This is a genomic window from Microcoleus sp. (assembly GCF_041354475.1).
GTDB lineage: Bacteria > Cyanobacteriota > Cyanobacteriia > Cyanobacteriales > Microcoleaceae > Microcoleus.
The window spans coordinates 21,605-40,627 of sequence record NZ_JBGJZU010000008.1 but is presented as its reverse complement, the minus strand read 5'-3'; the positions used below and the strand labels follow the sequence as shown (position 1 = coordinate 40,627).

Here is a 19,023-nt window from a genome sequence, read left to right as displayed (position 1 = left end):
TGACTACTGACTACTGACTACTGACTACTGACTACTGACTACTGACTAATGACTAATGACTTCCTGATTATGCCGCAGGCAGTTTGATTGAACACTGACTGCCTACGGGTTCAATTAAGATTTCTTCAATGCGGACGTTACGCTTGATTTTGACGTTTTCTAGATACTCGATCGGGTCGTCTAGATTAAAGACACTACCATCAAATAGTTCAATGCTACGACGATCGCGACCGACATCTGGCAAACCTAATTCTCTGACTGCTTGACCAAACACATCCGGGCGCAAAACTCGATCGACTACTTCCACCCAGTTTTTCGGGAATGGAATCATGCCCCACCTGGCCATTTGCGCCGTCACCCAGAGCATTTCCAGGCGATCGGGAAAATTGGTTTTGTCAACGTAGAACTGATTGAAGTTGTAAACCATTTCCGGTTTGGTCGTCGTACCGTTATTGTAAGGGTCGAGGAAGCCCGGACGCACATCTTTCGGGTCAGCACCGATATATTGTTCTTGGCAAATCAATTCTAAGATTTCTTGGCGGTTGCGGCGATCGTCGCAGTAGTCGCAGGCTTCCAAAAGGGCTTTGACGAGGGCGACGTGAGTTTGCGGATATTTCTGAGCCCAATCTTCCCGAACACCGAGGACTTTTTCGATGTGTCCAGGCATAATATCCAGGGAACGGGCGATGACAAAACCTGTACCGTCGTTGACTGCACGGGAATTCCAGGGGTCTCCTGAACAATAACCGTCGATGTTGCCTGCTTTTAAATTCGCTACCATCTGTGGGGGCGGAATCACGGTTAAGCCGACATCAAGGTCGGGGTCAATGCCCCCAGCGGCCAGCCAGTAACGGAACAGCAGATTGTGCATCGAGGCGGGGTGTACCATGCCCAAGGTGTGAGCTTTATCGGGGGTACTGTCGATCGCGGCTTTCAAATCTTCCAAGGTCCGAATGCCTTGATTGTAAAGGTGTTTGCCTAGGACGATGGCATTGCCGTTGCGGGACAAGGTTAAGGCGCTACAGACGGGGACTGGCATTTCGCCGTCTAAGCCTAGCAGCATGGCGATCGGCATTCCTGCCACCATTTGGGCCGCGTCTAGGCGTCCTTGGGCGACTCCTTTAGCGATTTCTTTCCAGCTAGGTTCCCGCACGAGGGTGACTTCTTCCAAACCGTGGGCTTTGAAGAATCCTTTTTCTTTGGCTACTACTAAGGGGGCGCAGTCGGTGAGGGGAATAAAGCCGATATCGAGGTTGACTTTTTCCAAGCCGTTGCGGGACACAACTACCGCTGGGGATTGTTGTTGTGCTGATTTTTGTTGGGCTGCGCGACGCTGTTTGACTCGTTTTTGTTGGTTGAGGAAGTAAACCATTTCGCCACGCAGGGCGTAGTAACTGGGGTGGTTGACTACTTCCATACGCTTGCGGGGGCGGGGGATGTTGACTTCGAGGATTTGCCCGATTTGCGCTTCGGGCCCGTTGGTTAGCATCACGATGCGATCGCTCAGCAGCAAGGCCTCGTCAACGTCGTGCGTTACCATAACCCCAGTTACTTTGCTTTCTTCGCAAATTTTCATCAACTGGTCTTGCAAACCGCCACGAGTTAAAGCATCCAATGCGCCGAAGGGTTCGTCTAGCAACAGCAATTTGGGGCGGATCGCCAGGGCGCGGCCGATCGCCACTCGTTGTTTCATCCCCCCAGAAATTTCACTTGGACGTTTGTGGGCGGCGTGTCGCAGTCCGACTAAGGCGATGTGGTGTTCGATAATTAAATCTCGGTCTTCTTTAGATATATCTCTATAGATTTCATCCACCGCTAGAGCAATATTTTCGCGGACTGTCAGCCAAGGTAGCAGGGAGTAGTTTTGAAACACTACCATGCGATCGGGGCCAGGCTCGCGGACTTCGCGGCCTTCTAGAGTAATCCCGCCCTGACTTGCTTGATCCAGTCCAGCGATGATATTTAACAGTGTCGATTTACCACAACCGGAGTGTCCGATCAAGGAGATAAATTCTCCTTTTTTAATTTTGAGTTCAATGTTTTTGAGCGCAATATATTGCTCACCATTGGGTAAGTTAAATACGCGGTCTACGTGGTCTACTTCAACAAATACTGACATGATTTTTTTAGGGTAATTTTTACAGAGCAGATGCTAATTATTAATTGTTATTTGGTAATAGCTAATTGGTAATAGCTAATTGGTAATTGGGCATTGGGAATTAATTTACAACTAATTTTTGGCAGTTTTTAGTTTGCAACCATTCCCCATTCCCCATTCCCCATTCCCCATTCCCAAATTCTATTTCTGTTCTTCAGGAACCACTTTGGAGGCGATGAAACCGACAATTCTGTCGAGAATCAAACCGACAATTCCCACATAAAGCACAGCCAGAATCACCGCGCTGAGTCTAGAACTGTTGTAAGCATCCCAGATGAAGAACCCGATGCCAACGCCGCCGACTAACATTTCCGCAGCTACAATCGCCAGCCAAGACAAACCAATACCGATTCTCAAGCCAGTGAAGATGTAAGGAACTGAAGAGGGAAGCAAGATTTTCCAGAAGTATTTTTTGTTAGGCAAACGCAACACGCGGGCGACGTTTCTGTAGTCTTGGGGGATTTGTTGAACCCCTACGGTAGTGTTAATTAAAATCGGCCAAATTGCTGTAATTAAAATTACGAACAGCGCTGAAACTTCGTTGGCTTTCATCCCAATGACTTCAAAGGGATTGAACTGTTGAAATACTGCCAGGGCAATGGGCAGCCAAGCCAGGGGCGGGATGGTTCTGAATACTTGAAACAGCGGGTCTAAGGCATCGAACATGAGGGAGTTTGTGCCGATGAGGATTCCTAAACCAATACCAAGCACTGCTGCTAAAGTAAAGCCGATCGCCACCCGTTGCAAGCTGGCTGCAAGTTGCCAAAATAAGCCTTTGTCTGTGCCACCGTTGTCGAAGAAAGGATTGATAATCAAATTCCAGCTTTCTTGGACGGCTTTGATCGGGCCTGGTAACGACGATGAGGCATCGTGACAGAGAATTTGCCAAACTATGAGCAGAACTGCGATCGCCACTAGGGGACGGATAATTTTTTTGCGATTTTTCTGAACTTGATTCAGAATGAAATCTACAGGATTTTTGCTCTTAGAAACAGAGAGATTTGTTGCCATATTTTTGAGTTCTGTTTAGTGAATAATTGATTATTTGTAGATACTTTGAACAGAATCCCTGTGAGGATTGGGTCGGTTGAGTTAGGAACCCTGCGTTTCGCTCCGCCCAACTCCACTCAATTTAAAAAATGGTCAACAGTCAACAGTCAACAGTCAACTGTCAACTGTCAACTGTTCACTAATTATGCCTTCTTGATTACCAGAGCCTTCAAATATTCTTCTGGCTTATCTGGGTCAAATTTCACACCATCAAAGAAGGTTTCCACACCGCGAGAAGTGGTAGCCGGAATTTGAGCTGCGGGAACACCAATTGCTGTCGCCGCTGCTTTCCAAATATCCTCCCGGTTAACTTTATCAACCGTTGCTTTGATGTCGGTAGTCGCCGGCATATAACCCCAGCGAATATTTTCGGTAATGAACCAAGCATCGTGACTCTTGTAGGGATAGGAAGCATTGTCCGCCCAGAATTTCATCGCTAAGGTGCTGGCTGGTTCAACTTTACCAGTACCGTAATCAATTTGACCTTTGGCGCGACCGATAATGTCTGCAACTGGCACTTTCAACCACTTATCTTGGGAAATGATTTGACACATTTCGTCTTTATTTTCTGGCTTGTCGCACCACTGTTGAGCTTCCAAGACAGCCATGGTAATTGCTTTAGCAGCTTTCGGATTTTTAGTCACCCAATCTGCTCTTAAAGCTAAACATTTTTCGGGATGGTCTTTCCAAAGTTCTCCGGTGACTAAAGCAGTGTATCCGACCTTTTGAGCAACTAGCTGAGCATTCCAAGGTTCGCCTACACAAAAGGCTTCCATGCTGCCGGATTTCATGTTAGCTACCATTTGGGGTGGCGGAACAGGAATCACGGAAACCTCTGTATCTGGATTGATACCACCGGCTGCTAGCCAATAACGCATCCACAAGTCGTGGGTGCCGCCGGGAAAGGTAATAGCAACTTTTTGATTAGCGAGAGCCGTTTTGAGGGCTTTGCTGTCAGTACCTACTTTTAAATCTAGGTATTTTTTGCTGATGGAAATTGCCTGACCATTAGTATTTAACCGTGCCACAATGTTCATCGGTACTGGCTGATTACCTTTGGTAATAGTGCCCAAGGTCATCTGGTAAGGCATGGGGGATAAAATGTGGGCACCGTCGATACCGCCTTTGTCAGAACCCAGTTCTAAGTTGTCGCGTGTAACTGGCCAAGATGCTTGTTTGGCAACTTGCACGTCTTTCATGCCGTACTTGGCAAATAAGCCTTTTTCTTGGGCAATAATTAAGGGTGCTGAATCAGTTAGAGCAATGAATCCGAGTTTTGCTGCCGTAACTTCCGGGGCGTCGGCGGGGTTGATGCTGACTGCTGGGCTGGGAGTGGCAGAGGAACCGCTAGGGCTGGGACTCCCAGTGCTATTGCTGGTGCTGGAACCGGAACTGCAACCGTGGGCTAGGAGAGTGCCGGCTGCTGTTGCTCCGGCGGTGATGATGAATTTTCTTCTAGAAAGGTTGCTCATGTGTCTTGAATTTTTGGTGTACTTTGAGATTATGTGAGATAAAGGTGTGAGATTTTGTGCGAACTTGGTGCTTGGGAAAGCAAAAATCTAGGTTTGAGATTGCTTGACTTTGTTGGCACAGAATCCAATCATTTCCTTTGCAGTGACATCATACTATTTGATAGTCTTGAATATCACATTGTGAGATCAGGCATCGATCGTCACTTTGCCGATCGCCCGCGCGCTACAGGTTAAAATGAACCCTGGTTCTATGTCACTGAGCGCGTCAAGTTCCCCATCGTAGGCGATATCGCCTTTTAGGAGTTTCTGCTTACAAGTGCCACAACTGCCTGAGCGGCAACTGCTATCGAGTTGGACTCCTGCACCTTCGGCAACATCGAGGATGAACTCGTCTTCGCTGCAAGCAACTTCTTTGCCCGATCGAGCGAAAATGACAGTAGATGTCTGAGGTTTCGCTCCGGGAACGGTGGTTTCGCCCTCGTCAACCGTCAATAGCAATTGTCGGTTGAGAGAAGCTACCTCCTCAGATGCCTTGGGAACCGCCCCGAACTGATCGACTAAAATTTGAATCAGCACAGGTTTGAGGTCTTCGCAGGGAATACTTTTTTGGACACAGCTACCCAAATGAGCATCTTTGCCGACAGTACCTCCCATATAAATGTCAACACCTTCGAGGGTTTTGCCATTCTTGCGAACCTTTGTCCCCATCAGACCGATGTCTGCTACTTGGGGTTGACCGCAGGAATTGGGACAACCAGTCCAGTGAATTCTCACTGGTTTGGGTACTGAGAGTTCGGCTTCGAGTTCCCGAATCATCCCCACCGCACGGCTTTTGGTTTCGATGAGGGCGAAGTTACAAAACTTGGCGCCGGTGCAGGAAACCAAGGCTCGCGTTAGGGGTGCGGGGTCGATGGAAAAACGCTCTAGCAGCGGTTCTTTAACCAAGGATTCAATCCGCGATTCAGGAACATTGGGAATAATCACGTTTTCTTCGACGGTGAGTCTGAGTTCCCCACTGCCGTAAACGTCGGCAATTCTCGCCAAGTCGAATAAATCCGCTGCTGCAAGTCGGCCGACGGGAACGTGCAAACCTACATACTTTAAACCTGATTGTTTTTGGTCGTAAATGCCGATGTGATCGCGTTTGTCCCAGATGATTTCATCCTTGGCCGCAGCAGGAAGCAAAGTACGGCCTAATTCCTGTTCTACTTGGGCTCGGAATTGTTCGATGCCCAACTCGTCAATCAGCCACATGAGGCGGGACTTTTGACGATTGGCTCTGGGCCCGCGATCGCGGTACACACTTAATATAGCTTTGCACAAATCTACAACGTCGCTAGGACTTGCCCAGGCGTTGAGGGGAATGGCGGCTTCGCAGCGTTTGGCGGAGAAGAAACCCCCGACTAAAACATTGAAACCGATGTTGCCGTCTTGATAAGCGGGGACAAAGGCGATGTCGTTAATTTCGGCATGGACTGAGTTGTCACGACAGCCTGCGATCGCAATATTAAATTTTCTCGGTAAATTGGAAAACTGGGGATTACCTTCACCACAATTGGTAATCATGTCTTGAACTTGATAAGCCAGTTCCCGCGTATCTATCAGTTCGTCTGCGTCTAAGCCCGCTACTGGCGAACCTGTAATATTTCGCACATTATCCATGCCAGACTGGACGCTGGTCAGGCCAACTTCTTTGAGGCGGTGGAAGATATCTGGCAAGTCTTCGATCAGAATGCCACGTAGTTGCAGGTTTTGTCTGGTAGTGATGTCAGCGCTGCCTTCATCTCCGTAGCGTTGTACAATTTCTGCCAGGATTCTGGTTTGACTGCTGGTAATGATGCCATTGGGCAAGCGCAGTCGCATCATGAATTTTCCGGGCGTGACCGGCCGAAAGAAGATACCCAACCATTTCAGGCGGTGCTCGCGGTCTGTGGCATCCATTGCTTCCCAGCCGATTTTAGCGAAGTCTTCCAGTTCGGCTTTGAGTGCTAAGCCGTCTTTTTCCGCTTTGAGTTTTTCAAATTTGTTTAAGCTGGCTTGGGGTTCTACGGTTTGGGTCATGGGTTTACCCTCGCGGCTGGTTTGTTGGGGGAGCTATTGACTTGGGGCATAAAGTGTGATTTTTCGCTAACCTTAGTGAGTTTACTGATTTAAAACTGTATATCTAGTTACTCGATCGCATTTCTTGTAAGCATCGTTGGCTATCTATAGATTAGATTTTTACTTGGTGCTGCTGAGACAGCCACGGAACTACTTTGGTAATAGTTGCTACGGATGGTTCGGTCGATCGCTGCCTTTCTCTGCACCTTGGTTGTGAACTAATGTAAAGCCCTTAACCGTAAATATTCGTAGCTATTTTTACAAAAAATAGAGTTTTATGAAATTTTCGCGTATTTGCAATGCGTTTTTTGCATGAGTGGGTAAAAATGCCCAGGGAGTTCAAAAAAATTAATAAATCTTTAGATTGGCGTGCACAAAAATATTTTTGTGACATGGATCGTAGTCTCTGGGTTCTCACCATCACACAATTAGAGTGCCTAATGTCACCTACTTTGTATCAAAATATCACCAGATATACGATGTCGGCATCACGAGGGATTTTGGGAGAACCAGGGATGATATATATGTAGAGTTCAATCAACACCTCATGTTTTTCATTCAACTGATTCCCGGCGCTATTTCAGAAATACTTGCTTCTGTGAGCGATACTGGCACTTTGACCATAGCCGATCGCTATGGCTTAATGGCCGCGGTTTTGGACGAATCTCTCGAAGACGAAGACAGAAACTCCCTGAACCGTTTGTTGCGTTCTGTGCTCAAGGGGCGAGTCAAGATCGTTAACGAACTGTCGGCGATTATTTAGAACACTTGCTTATATCTTGTCTAGCAAATAACAAAATTACTGAAATATATTTGTTAAAATTTATACTTGTCACCTAGAAAATATACAAATAAATTTTGGTTTGAGCGCTGTCATATCTTTACCAAAACTTTAAATAAAATGACGATAATCCATGATTTAATTTAAATAATTCGTAGAAGAGTTGACTTTCTAATTTTAAGATAAAATTTTAATATAATAATTTTATGAACAATACTAACTAATAGGTAATTGTCGGATTGGTAATTTTATAGATAGTTAGCTACAGACTATTATCTTCCCACTCATTCCCCAGGAAACATTTAATGAATACAAGTTCTAAAACTTTGAAGCGATGGGTTTACTCAGGCGCTATGTTATTATGTGCAACTGTCGCAGCACAACAACCAAAAGCCGCCGCAGCCACCCTCTCTAATAGCTGGAATTATGCGATCGACTCCTTCAATGATGGTGTGACCGGCCTTCAAATTGGTGGTGGCGAATTTGAATTTTATGGCATCGCCGTCAAAGAAACATCAGATACCGCATTCATTGCCATCAACTCCAATCTCAGCTTAGCAGGATATGCTAACAGCGGTGTCCAAAGAGGCAATATCAATTACGGCGATTTATTTTTCAACTTTTCCGGTCAAGATTTTAACACAGCTAACGCAAAGGGCAACTTATTTGGTATCCGTTTTGCAGAAGGAAACGACTCCGGTGTAGCTACCACAGGGGTTTACAGCAAAGTTACTGCTAAAAGCGTTACTCAAACCAACTCTGGTTTTGCCAATTTAACTTTATTCAACGATCGCGTGAAGTCAGCAGGTGGAACACCATCAATGGGCGATTTATCGGCCACAGACCCATATTTTGAGCAAACAGGTAACTGGACAGTTATGAACTCAATTGATTCGGGTACAAAAGTCGGAGAAATAAATTTTCTCACCCCAGAAACTTTGAGTGTCCTGGGTTTGAATTTTGCTCAGTTTAATGCCCAAGGTTCTCAAACTATTGGATTTAGTTTTAATAAATCCTCCATGCCTTCTGGGAGTTATATTGCTAATTTGTTTGCGGAATGTGCTAATGATGCGATCGCCATTAAAAGCTCTTTTACCAAAGAAGCTTCTGAACCCGTACCAGAACCTTCTACTATGTTCGGTACTTTAGCAGGATTGGGGATTCTAGCAGCCAAACGCAAATTGAAGCGCTAGATTAGCTGCAATTAGAAGCTAGAACCCCGACTTGTTGAATAAGTCGGGGTTCTAACATAATGCTCTAACCTAGATTGAAATCCGCAGCATTAATCAGGCTAGCAGTCACCCCATTTAGAGAAGCTAAAATCTCTCCGGTTGCTGATAAACGGATGAAAGTTGCATTGTTTTCTTGAGTAATAGAAAGTTGGAAAAAATTCAAGCCATTGTTGAGAGAAAGCGAATCTTTTACATATTCAAAATCGGTAATAGTATCAGCCCCAGAATTGGCGGAAAGCAGGAATCGATCGCTCCCATTTCCCCCTGTCAAAGTATCATCTCCCAAACCGCCCATCAAAACATCATCACCCTTACCTCCCAGCAGAATATCATTGCCATCGCCGCCGTTCAAAATGTCAGAACCCCGATCGCCCATCAAAACATCCTCACCATTACCTCCAAGCAAAGTATCATTGCCCTTACCGCCGTAGAGAGTGTCATTCCCTTCGCCGCCAACGAGACTATCAGAACCCCGATCGCCCATCAAAACATCATCACCATTACCTCCAAGCAAAGTATCATTACCCTTACCGCCGTAGAGAGTGTCATCCTTTTGGCTACCATCGAGAAAATCATTTCCTAAATCGCCGTACATCCGATCGCTGCCATCAAAGCCGATGATGGTATCATTTCCCTGTTTACCGCTGATGGTATCGTTGCTGCGATTTCCTGCCAGGAAATCGTCACCATCAGTACCGATAATTGGTGTCGGCGTAACTTCCTCTGTACTCGTGCTGGGTTTAGCAAGCCAAATATCTTGACTGCCGGCATTGGGACCTCCCAAAGAGCCCTTAGTGTCTCCAATCAAATAGACATTGCCAGCGCGATCGAGTTCTAAGTTAAACGTCTCGCCAGATTCCTCAGTTCCGAATTGCCGGAACCACAACCGATCGCCATTACTGTCATACTTAGTTGCCCAAATATCTGTACTGCCTGTATAGGGACCTGCCAAAGCATCATTGGTTTTTCCCGTCAGGTAGAGATTGCCAGCGTTATCCACTACTAAGTCTGAGGGAGAATCATTTTCACGACTGCCGAATTGCTGGAGCCACAATCGATCGCCATTGCTGTCGTACTTAGCTGCCCAAATATCTAGATTGCCTGCATTAGGACTTCCCAAATCACCCTTGGTTATCCCCGTCAGGTAGAGATTACCAGCACTATCCACTACTAACTCTGAGGGATAATCATCTTCACGACTCCCAAATTGCTGGACCCACAATCGCTCGCCATTGCTGTCGTACTTAGCCGTCCAAATATCTAGATTGCTGGCATTGGTGTCTGCCAAAGCTCCCATCAAGTAGAGATTGTTAGCGCTATCGAGTGCTAAGTCTGAGAGCCCTTGTACTGCCGTCCCGAATTGCTGGAACCACAACTGATTGCCATTGCTGTCGTACTTAGTCGCCCAAGTGTTACCATCAGCCGGTGGCGGTAGACTGAGGTTTACATATCTATTAAAGTTTTTCCCCACCACGTAGAGATTGCCGCTGCTGTCCACCTTAATGCCATAGGGGTATGTTCCTGCTATGCCAATGGGGAATTTGTCGTCGCTGCCAGACTCGACTTTCTTCAACCACAACTGGTTGCCACTGCCGTCATACTTAGCTATCCAAGTCCTTCTGAGGCCTGGGGTTCGACTTATACTTGAAAATCCTTCTGTTCCCGTCAGGTAGACATTGCCAGCATTATCCACTGCTATGTCATATGGATACTCATCATATTTTGTAAAGTTGAACTCCTCGAGCCACAACTGGTTGCCGGTGCTGTCATACTTAGCTACCCAAGCGTCCTTTTGCTCAAAAAGCTTGGTAGTATTGGTTGTTCCTGCGACGTAGACATTGCCTGCACTATCTACTGTCACTTTGCTCGAAGATCGATTCGTTAATTGCTTGACCGACCACAACTGATTGCCACCGGCATCATATTTGGTTATCCAGCTATTGCTACTTGGATTTGTGCCACCAAAAAGGCCGTAGGCCTCTCCTATCAGATAGAGATTGCCTGCACTGTCAAATACTGTGTCTCGGAGGCTATCCCCACCGGGTGTGCCGAATTGTTTGAGCCATTCAAAGTTAGATGTTAATTGTGTCATAGTTGGTGTAGTTTCAGAGATTTTACTGGTGCAACAGCTTACCAGACATTAGATTGAGCCAAAATTTGCGACACCGATCGCACTTGCCGTCACCCCATTCAAAGATGCTAAAATTTCTCCGGTTGTCGCCAAGCGAATTAATGTTGCACCGCTATTTTGAGTAATTGACAGTTGCGAGAAAGTCAACCCGTTACCCAAGACTAATAAGTCTTTGCCCAATTCAAAATCAGTAATAACATCAATACTGGAATTGGTAGAAAGCAAGAATTGATCGTTGCCAGCACCACCCGTCAAACTATCACTGCCCAAACCACCAAACAACACATCATCACCCTTACCTCCCAGCAGAACATCATTGCCATCACCGCCATTCAAGCTATCAGCACCGCGACCACCAAACAACGCATCATCACCGCTACCTCCGAGCAAAATATCGCTATCTTTGCCGCCGAAAAGAGTGTCATTCCCCGCGCCACCATCGAGAGAATCATTGCCCCTCATGCCCATCAACAAATTATTCGCGCTGTCGCCAGTCAGGATATCGTCGCTATCTGTGCCGAGAATGCGATCTGAGGAATTGCTGCCCAAATCGGTGTCCCCGGTGACTACAGGAGTCGCAACCCCAACAGGTAATATGACAGCTTGAATCTTGCTATCTAAAGCAGCACCAGTATTGTCAGTAACTACCTGAGAAATTGTCTTATTTCCCGCGCCAACTGCTTTGAAATCTTGAGTAGTTGCGCCCAAAGCTACTTGTTGAACACGGGCAACTGCTTGAGTAATTGGAGTGGCTGTGCTGGAAACAGCCGAATCAATGCGTTGATTTGCTGTTGCCATTACTGTCGCAGCTTGCGAGATAATCTGGGTAACTTTTTGACTATTGAAATTGGAGTCAATCTGCTGAATTTTCGCCACTGCTTGCTGAATGATTGGTTCTAAAACTGCTGCATTGCTTAGATTTAAAACAGTACCAGATTGAATTGGAGTTGTAATTGAACTGACAACAGCCTTGACAATATCCTTGGTAGCTGCACTGGAAGCACCGTCAATCAAAGCGCTAGTTTGAGTGATGAAGTTTTGGACTTTCACCATTTCTGCTAAGACTTGGACGCCGCCCGGTTGCTTGTTGTTGGTGGCGTCGATCGGGTCAAAGCTTATCAAGTCAACGTCAGCGGGAATGGCAAGAGCAGATTTGACCTGAGATTGTGCTATTTCCGGTGCAATTCCTTTGTCAATCAAGTCGGCGACTAAGCTGGTTAAGAGGGTGACAACACTGGCATCAGCAGGTGCTGTGACTGGTGTTTCTAGTGGCAAACCAGTAGCGGTATCAGTGCCTCCAAAAGCAACTAAATTGCCTTCTGATGGGTCAATTTCCCCATTCTGATTTTTGTCGAAAATCTCGAAAGCAATATCAAGATTATATTCACCATTAGAGTCAGTAGTAGTTGATGGTTCCCCGGCATCTAGAACACCATTCTTGTTAGCATCGAAGAACAAAGTCGCACCCGCAATGTATCCATCAATCACCACACCTCGGCTGCTAAATGTCAGGTCAATCACATCGCTCGCGCTGACACCTGTCGTATCCGTTGCTGTTAATTTAATTGCCAAATTTTGCAGCCCTGGAGTTGTACCATTAAAGGTGCGAGTAGTGGGGTTGAATCTCAACCAAGAAGGTAAGGGTTGACCGTTGTTGAGGGTTGCTGAGTAGGTGAGGGTATCTCCCGGATCGGGATCGGTAAAAGTGTTCCAAGGAAAAGTGTAATTGAATGTCGATGAGTTGCTGACATTTAGATAGTTATAGTGCCACGGAGTTGTTGTAGGGCCGTAGTTTAATACTGGTGGGCGGTTGAGAGCTCTGCGAATATTTAAACGCCCTCCACTAACCGTGGCTCCAATCAGAGAAGTAAGCGGGTCTGTAGTCCTCATAGCGTTAATCACTTTTGCACCCTTTTGGGTGGCATAATTAATAGCTTTTACGAGGGCGTCGGTTGAAGCAAGCAATTTGCCATCAGGGTATATTTTAAAAACCATTAAAGGCATGATGCTAACATTTTGACTCACGCCTACAACGCCAATGTTGTTATTGCCAACTGCCCCAATAGTACCCGCAACATGAGTTCCGTGACTGGCGATATCTGTGGGATTGTTATTATTATTGATGAAATTGTAGCCGCGCACGTCATCTATGTAGCCGTTACGGTCGTTGTCAATGCCATCACCTGCTATTTCCCCTGTATTTCTCCAGATATTAGCAGCAAGGTCTTGGTGGTTGTAGTCCACACCCGTATCCACTACTGCAACTACCACATTTTTGCTGCCTTTTTGAATATCCCATGCTTCTGGTGCATCAATATCAGCATCGAATCTTCCACCAGTTTGTCCGGTATTATTCAAACCCCAAAGTTCATTAAGTCGCGGATCGCTTGGCGTATCCAGAATCGATACATTGTTGAAAAGCTGGCTGAAGTTAAAGTTATTTGAAAACTGGTCGATCGATACTGTGTAATTAAGTTCAACCGCTGCTACTCTGGGATCTCGAGCTAAATTTTCTTTAACCTGTTGCAAGTCTGCGTTGGCTGCTATTTTCACCAATCGCCATTGTGGTAATTGCTCTTGTGTTGAGTCCGCATTTCGGTTGGGAAATGTAAAATTGCCAAATTGGAAAGCACTCCGGGAGAAAAATGTACCGCTTGTAAATGCAGAATTAATGGCATTTGATGGAGGACTTGGAGGTACGAGGTTTTCGACTTCGATCGCACCGTTAGCTGCAAATAAATCGCTTTGAATTGTAGCTTCGCTCGCTTGAGGACTTAACTTAACTAAAAGCTCACCTTCTTTGTATTCCTGAATTCCAGCCGGTGTTGGTGTTGGTGTTGGAGGTGTTGGTGTTATTACTGGTGTTGGTGTTGGAGATTTTGGTATTGGAAATATTGGTATTAAAGTTGTTATTGGAGTTGTTATTGGAGTTGTTATCGAAGTTGTTGGCGCTGGTGTTGGAAATATTGGTATTGGTGTTGGTGTTGGTATTGGTGTTGGAGGTATTGGTATTGGTGTTGGTATTGGAGTTGTTATTGGAATTATTGGTGTTGGGGTTGGAGGCGTTGGTGTTGGAGATATTGGCGCAGTGTCGTTATCAGTAATGGCGACATTAATAGGCGAAATTGTAAAGTTGTTATATTTAACATCGGTACTGGTAACAGTATGGGCGATCGCCCCTGCATGATTTCCTTCCACAACCGTATCGTCTGTAGCCGTTACTGTGACTGATTTCGCGACATTCCAGTTAGTAGCGTCGAAGGTGACAGGTGCGATCGCACTTATTTGATTCCCCCCGTCAAAACTGATAGTAACTGGTGCTGTTGGCTGCGAATTTAACTTGAGTGTATAACTGCCTGTTGCACCGCCTTCTGTAGCTGTTATATTCTGTTGTGAAATACTCACACCTGCGGTATCGTTGTCAGCAATCGTGGCAGTTACAGGAGAAATCGTCAGGTTATTATACTTGGTATCGGGGCTGACAGACTTGTGAGCGATCGTGCCACTGCGGGTTCCTTGCGCTATGCTGTCATCGATCGCCTTAACAGTCACATTTTGAGCAACATTCCAATTAGTGGGCGTGAAAGTCAGAGGTGCGATCGTATCAATTTGATTCCCTGTTTCAAAGTTAATCGTGACGTTTGCAGCAGGCACGCTAGTCAAAACTACACTGTAGGTATCCGTTGCACCTGCTTCAGCAATATCTGTGCCGCCTCCTGATTGGACAATAGAAACACCGGGACTATCGTTATCAGTAATCGATGCTGTCACATTGGGAATAGCTTTGGCGTTATAATTTCCATCGGTACTGGTAGCTGTGTGAGCGATCGTGCCGCTGTGAGTTCCTTGTGCTACATTGTCGTCGATCGCACTGACAGTGACAGTTTTTTCCACATTCCAGTTAGTGCTGTCAAAAGTAATCGGTGTGGCGATCGGATTAAGTTGATTTCCAGTATTGAAACTAATACTAACTGGTGCAGTCGGTTGCGAAGTTAGCTTGATTTTGTAACTGCCAGTTGCACCGCCTTCCGTAGCAGTTATGTTTGTAGGTGTGACGCTGAAATCTGCCGTGTCGTTATCAGTAATGGCGACACTGACACCCGGAATTGTGATGCCGTTATAATTAACATCGCTACTGGTAGAAGAATGGGCGATCGCACCTGTATGATTTCCTTCAACTAAACTGTCGTCAACTGCTTTCACCTGCACAGTTTGAGCGACATTCCAATTAGTCGCAGTAAAAGTAAGTGCGGTAATTGGTTGAATTTGACTGCCTGTAACCAAGTTAATCGTCACAGGTGCTGTTGGCTGAGTATTTAACTTAACGCTATAACTTCCATTTGCACCGCCTTCCGTTGCAGTCGCAGTAGTGGGAGTAATGGTAACGCCTGCGGTGTCGTTATCGGTAATGGCGACGTTAACAGGCAAAATCGTGATGCCGTTATAATTAACATCGGTACTGGTGGAAGAATGCGCGATCGCACCTGTATGATTTCCTTCAACTAAACTGTCATCAACCGCTTTCACCTGCACAGTTTGAGAGACATTCCAATTAGTCGCAGTAAAAGTAAGTGCAGTAATTGGTTGAATTTGACTGCCTGTAGCTAAGTTAATTGTAACAGGCGCTGTTGGTTGGGTATTTAACTTAACGCTATAACTTCCATTTGCACCGCCTTCAGTTGCAGTCGCAGTAGTCGGAGTAATGCTAACGCCTGCGGTATCGTTATCGGTAATGGCGACATTAACAGGCAAAATCGTGATGCCGTTATAATTAACATCGGTACTGGTGGAAGAATGCGCGATCGCACCTGTATGATTTCCTTCGACTAAATTGTCGTTAACAGCAGCAACCGTAACAGTTTGAGTGGCATTCCAATTATTTGGGGTAAAAGTAAGTGCAGTAATTGGTTGAATCTGAGTACCTGTAGCCAAATTAATCGTCACAGGTGCTGTAGGCTGAGTATTTAATTTAACGCTGTAACTGCCATTTGCACCGCCTTCCCTGGCACTCGTGTTAGTGGGAGTAATGCTGACGCCTGCGCTGTCGTTATCGGTAATCTTAGCATTGACAGTGTTGCTGGCAGTGCCGTTAACTGTAAAACTTGCATTTGCACCGTTATACTTAACATCGGAACTTGTGGCTGTATGGGCGATCGGGCCGGTGTGCGGCGAAGTTTCATCTACGATATCATCAACTGCACTGACTGTAACCGTTTGCGGTACAAACCAATTGGTTGGAGTGAAACTAATGCCCGCAATCGGTTGAATTTGAGTGGCGGTGTTGAGGGCGATCGCCACATTTGCAGTAGGCTGATTAGTTAGCACAACTGTATAAGTATCAGTCGTGCCGCTTTCACCTACATTAGTGCTGCCGCCCGACTCAATAATCTTTACCTGGGGCCCGCCAGGAATGATTTTAGTAATAAAAGCATCAAATTCACCAAATTCACCTCCCCCATTAGCCGCTTGCAAAGGATTCGCTGTTGGGAAATTAGTAGAAGCAGTAGATCCCGCTACATAAACTGCACCAGAGGCATCTACCGCAATACCCCTACTGAAGTCGTCGCCACTGCCACCAAGATAAGTAGAATCAACTAAGGCAGAACCCGACGCATTGATTTTCGTGACAAAAGCATCTTTCCCGCCGCCACTGACACTTTGAATAGCATTCTTAGTCGGGAAATTAGTCGAAGTCGTATCTCCCGTCACATAAACATTATTCGCACTGTCTATAGCAATGCGAGAGCCCTGGTCATCTCCGCTACCGCCCAAATAAGTTGAATAAATCGCATTGTTACCTAGAGGACCTAACTTGATGACAAAAGCATCATTCGCACCACCTCCATAAGTCGCTTGAACTGCATTTTTAGTCGGAAACTCAGTTGAAGTGGTACGTCCCAGAACATAGGCATTTCCAGAACTATCTACAGCGATATCATGACCTATTTCATTACCGCTACCACCTAAATAAGTGGAATAAGCACGCGCACCATTCGCGTCAAATTTAGCGACAAAACCATCATAACTACCTAAAAGGGCATTTTGAAAGCCTAAATCTTTCCCCGGCAAGTCCGTCGAATAAGTAATGCCAGTAATGTAGGCATTACCATTATTGTCTATGGCAATGGCTTGAGCGTCTTCGCGACCAGAACCGCCGAAATAAGTAGAGTAAACTAAATCACTACCGATTGGATTAACTTTAGCAATAAATGCATCAATTCCGCCTCCGTAGACGGGTTGGGAGGCATTGACCGTGGGGAAACCGTCATTGACTAAAAGGGGGGAACTGTTGTTGCCGCCTGTGAGCCCGGCAACATAAGCATTACCGTTACTGTCTACCGCAATGCCGTTGCCTAGGGCGCCACTGGTGCTCCTGCCTAAAAAGGTAGAATAAACTAACGCATTGCCGGCTGCATTGAGTTTAGTTACCGCAGCAGTGTAATTAGGTGCTGTCGGTTGAAAAGAACCCGGTGTAGTTGGATAACCCGGATCGACTTGTCCAGTTAAATAAGTATTGCCTTGACTGTCTACCGCAATCCCAAAACCGTATTCATTGCCAGCCCCGCCGATATAAGTAGAGTAAACTAAGGCTGTTCCTTGGGGGTTAATTTTAGTAACTAAAAAATCAGCTTGACCCCCTGGCGTAGTTTGGAATGCACCAGGAGTAGTCGTAAAATTGTTAACAGTAGTGCCAATAATGTAAGCCGCACCTGTGCTATCTACAGTCATGCGATTGGCGGCGTCATAGGCGCTGCCGCCTAGGTAAGTGGAGTAAGCTAAAACCGGATCGATAACTAGGGGTTGAGTGCGGTCAAAATATCCCAAACTAAAATTAACTTGATTGTTTCCTAATAAATTGTAAGCGGCGGGAACATTCACCCGCTGTCCGTTGATATCTTGATAAACTATCGGTGCGTTATCAATTAATTCGCCCAGCGGTGTCTCTAAAATCAGTGCGCCGTCGTCACGCAACCGGATGTTATTAACACCACTATAATTCATCCGAATTTGACTCGGATCGGCAAAAGGTGCAACCAAAAACTCGCTTTTAAGTTGTCCTTCCGTGCCTTTGAAAACGCGGTCAATTCCTTGATAGACGTTTTGATAAACAACGCCGTTAAAAGTAGGAACGTCTGTGCGCCATTGACTGGAATCTTCGCCTAAAATAAAGTTAGCAAATCCGGGCAATTTTTCCAGCCCGGAAATTGTAGGATTCGGGTTGCTGTTGGCTAAGCTGCTGCGGACAGTAGCAGAATTTGTTGCTGCATTTCCCGGTTCAGTTGATTTTTGGAAAGCGGTAAACGTGACTTCGTTGGGAGTGAAATAGATACTGTGACCGGCACCTTTCACCTGGAATTTCACATTAGGGTCTGTTTGTCCAGCATTTGCAATAAAACTTAAGGGAATTTGACCGTAAGATGTTTGTTGATTTGGAGAATTCATAGTTGGTATCCCTGGGTTGATGCTATGTCAGTAATTATACGGGAGTACCAGGGATGCTGTATTGTAAATTCTTGCGAAAAAATTGTGAAAAATACAATTTTCTTGCGAAATTACTCGGAGTTTGATGAATAATTGTAACAATGGTTGTGGGTGCGATCGGTAAGTTTGAAAGTCCGAGGGTTCGCCAGTTCGATTTTTCGCCAGTCCGATTTTTCGATGGTCCGACAGTTCGATTTTTCGCCAGTCCGAGAGTCCGCCAGGGGTTGAAAACCCCTGTCTCATAGCGAAAGTCCTCTCAAAGAGGACTAAGATTCACAATAATTTAATTGGATTTTTCAGTCGGTTTCAACCGACTTTCGCTATGAGACAGGGAATTAATTCCCTGGCGGACTTGTGGGTGAATGCGAAAACTTTTGAATGCGAAAGATTGTGGGTAAGTCCGAGAGTCCGCCAGGGGTTAAAAACCCCTGTCTCATAGCGAAAGTCCTCTCAAAGAGGACTAGGATTGATGATGATTTAATTGGATTTATCAGTCGGTTTCAACCGACTTTCGCTATGAGACAGGGAATTAATTCCCTGGCGGACTTGTGGGTGAATGCGAAAACTTTTGAATGCGAAAGATTGTGGGTAAGTCCGAGAGTCCGCCAGGGGTTAAA

General features: G+C 45.8%; 8 protein-coding genes and 1 pseudogene. 2 read left to right on the top strand and 7 right to left on the bottom strand.

Annotated elements, in window-relative coordinates; translation table 11 throughout:
* Positions 1 to 67: 67 nt before the first annotated feature.
* The 5 genes and pseudogenes from ACBR23_RS04880 to ACBR23_RS04860 all read right to left on the bottom strand — a co-directional run.
* Positions 68 to 2,119, bottom strand: coding sequence for a nitrate ABC transporter ATP-binding protein (locus tag ACBR23_RS04880; protein ID WP_371113614.1), 2,052 nt, complete (start codon positions 2,117 to 2,119; stop codon positions 68 to 70).
* A 180-nt stretch (positions 2,120 to 2,299) separates the two neighbouring features.
* Entirely contained in the window at positions 2,300 to 3,169 is an 870-nt protein-coding gene (ntrB, locus tag ACBR23_RS04875) for a nitrate ABC transporter permease (protein WP_341735990.1), read from the bottom strand.
* A 182-nt stretch (positions 3,170 to 3,351) separates the two neighbouring features.
* A complete protein-coding gene (locus tag ACBR23_RS04870; protein ID WP_371119149.1) occupies positions 3,352 to 4,680 on the bottom strand; it encodes a CmpA/NrtA family ABC transporter substrate-binding protein in 1,329 nt (442 codons plus the stop codon).
* 186 nt (positions 4,681 to 4,866) lie between these two features.
* Positions 4,867 to 5,172: a 2Fe-2S iron-sulfur cluster-binding protein gene (locus ACBR23_RS04865; RefSeq protein WP_371121333.1), complete on the bottom strand. Its 306-nt coding sequence runs from the start codon at positions 5,170 to 5,172 to the stop codon at positions 4,867 to 4,869.
* Between the two features lie 36 nt (positions 5,173 to 5,208).
* Positions 5,209 to 6,741 (bottom strand): annotated as a pseudogene (locus ACBR23_RS04860) (ferredoxin--nitrite reductase); the annotation flags it as partial.
* A gap of 586 nt (positions 6,742 to 7,327) precedes the next feature.
* On the opposite strand from ACBR23_RS04860, the gene ACBR23_RS04855 reads away from it, so the two are divergent.
* Positions 7,328 to 7,543, top strand: coding sequence for a hypothetical protein (locus ACBR23_RS04855; protein ID WP_341730798.1), 216 nt, complete (start codon positions 7,328 to 7,330; stop codon positions 7,541 to 7,543).
* A gap of 323 nt (positions 7,544 to 7,866) precedes the next feature.
* Positions 7,867 to 8,754: a PEP-CTERM sorting domain-containing protein gene (locus tag ACBR23_RS04850; RefSeq protein ID WP_341735992.1), complete on the top strand. Its 888-nt coding sequence runs from the start codon at positions 7,867 to 7,869 to the stop codon at positions 8,752 to 8,754.
* Between the two features lie 64 nt (positions 8,755 to 8,818).
* Here the strand turns inward: ACBR23_RS04850 and ACBR23_RS04845 are convergent, their stop codons facing one another.
* Both ACBR23_RS04845 and ACBR23_RS04840 read right to left on the bottom strand, forming a co-directional pair.
* The gene (locus ACBR23_RS04845; protein WP_371119150.1) at positions 8,819 to 10,885 is read right to left on the bottom strand and encodes an SBBP repeat-containing protein; all 2,067 of its coding nucleotides are present in this window, start codon (positions 10,883 to 10,885) and stop codon (positions 8,819 to 8,821) included.
* 48 nt (positions 10,886 to 10,933) lie between these two features.
* Positions 10,934 to 18,367 (bottom strand): SBBP repeat-containing protein, encoded by a 7,434-nt coding sequence (locus ACBR23_RS04840; RefSeq protein WP_371119151.1) that lies wholly within the window; start codon positions 18,365 to 18,367, stop codon positions 10,934 to 10,936.
* Positions 18,368 to 19,023: the final 656 nt, after the last annotated feature.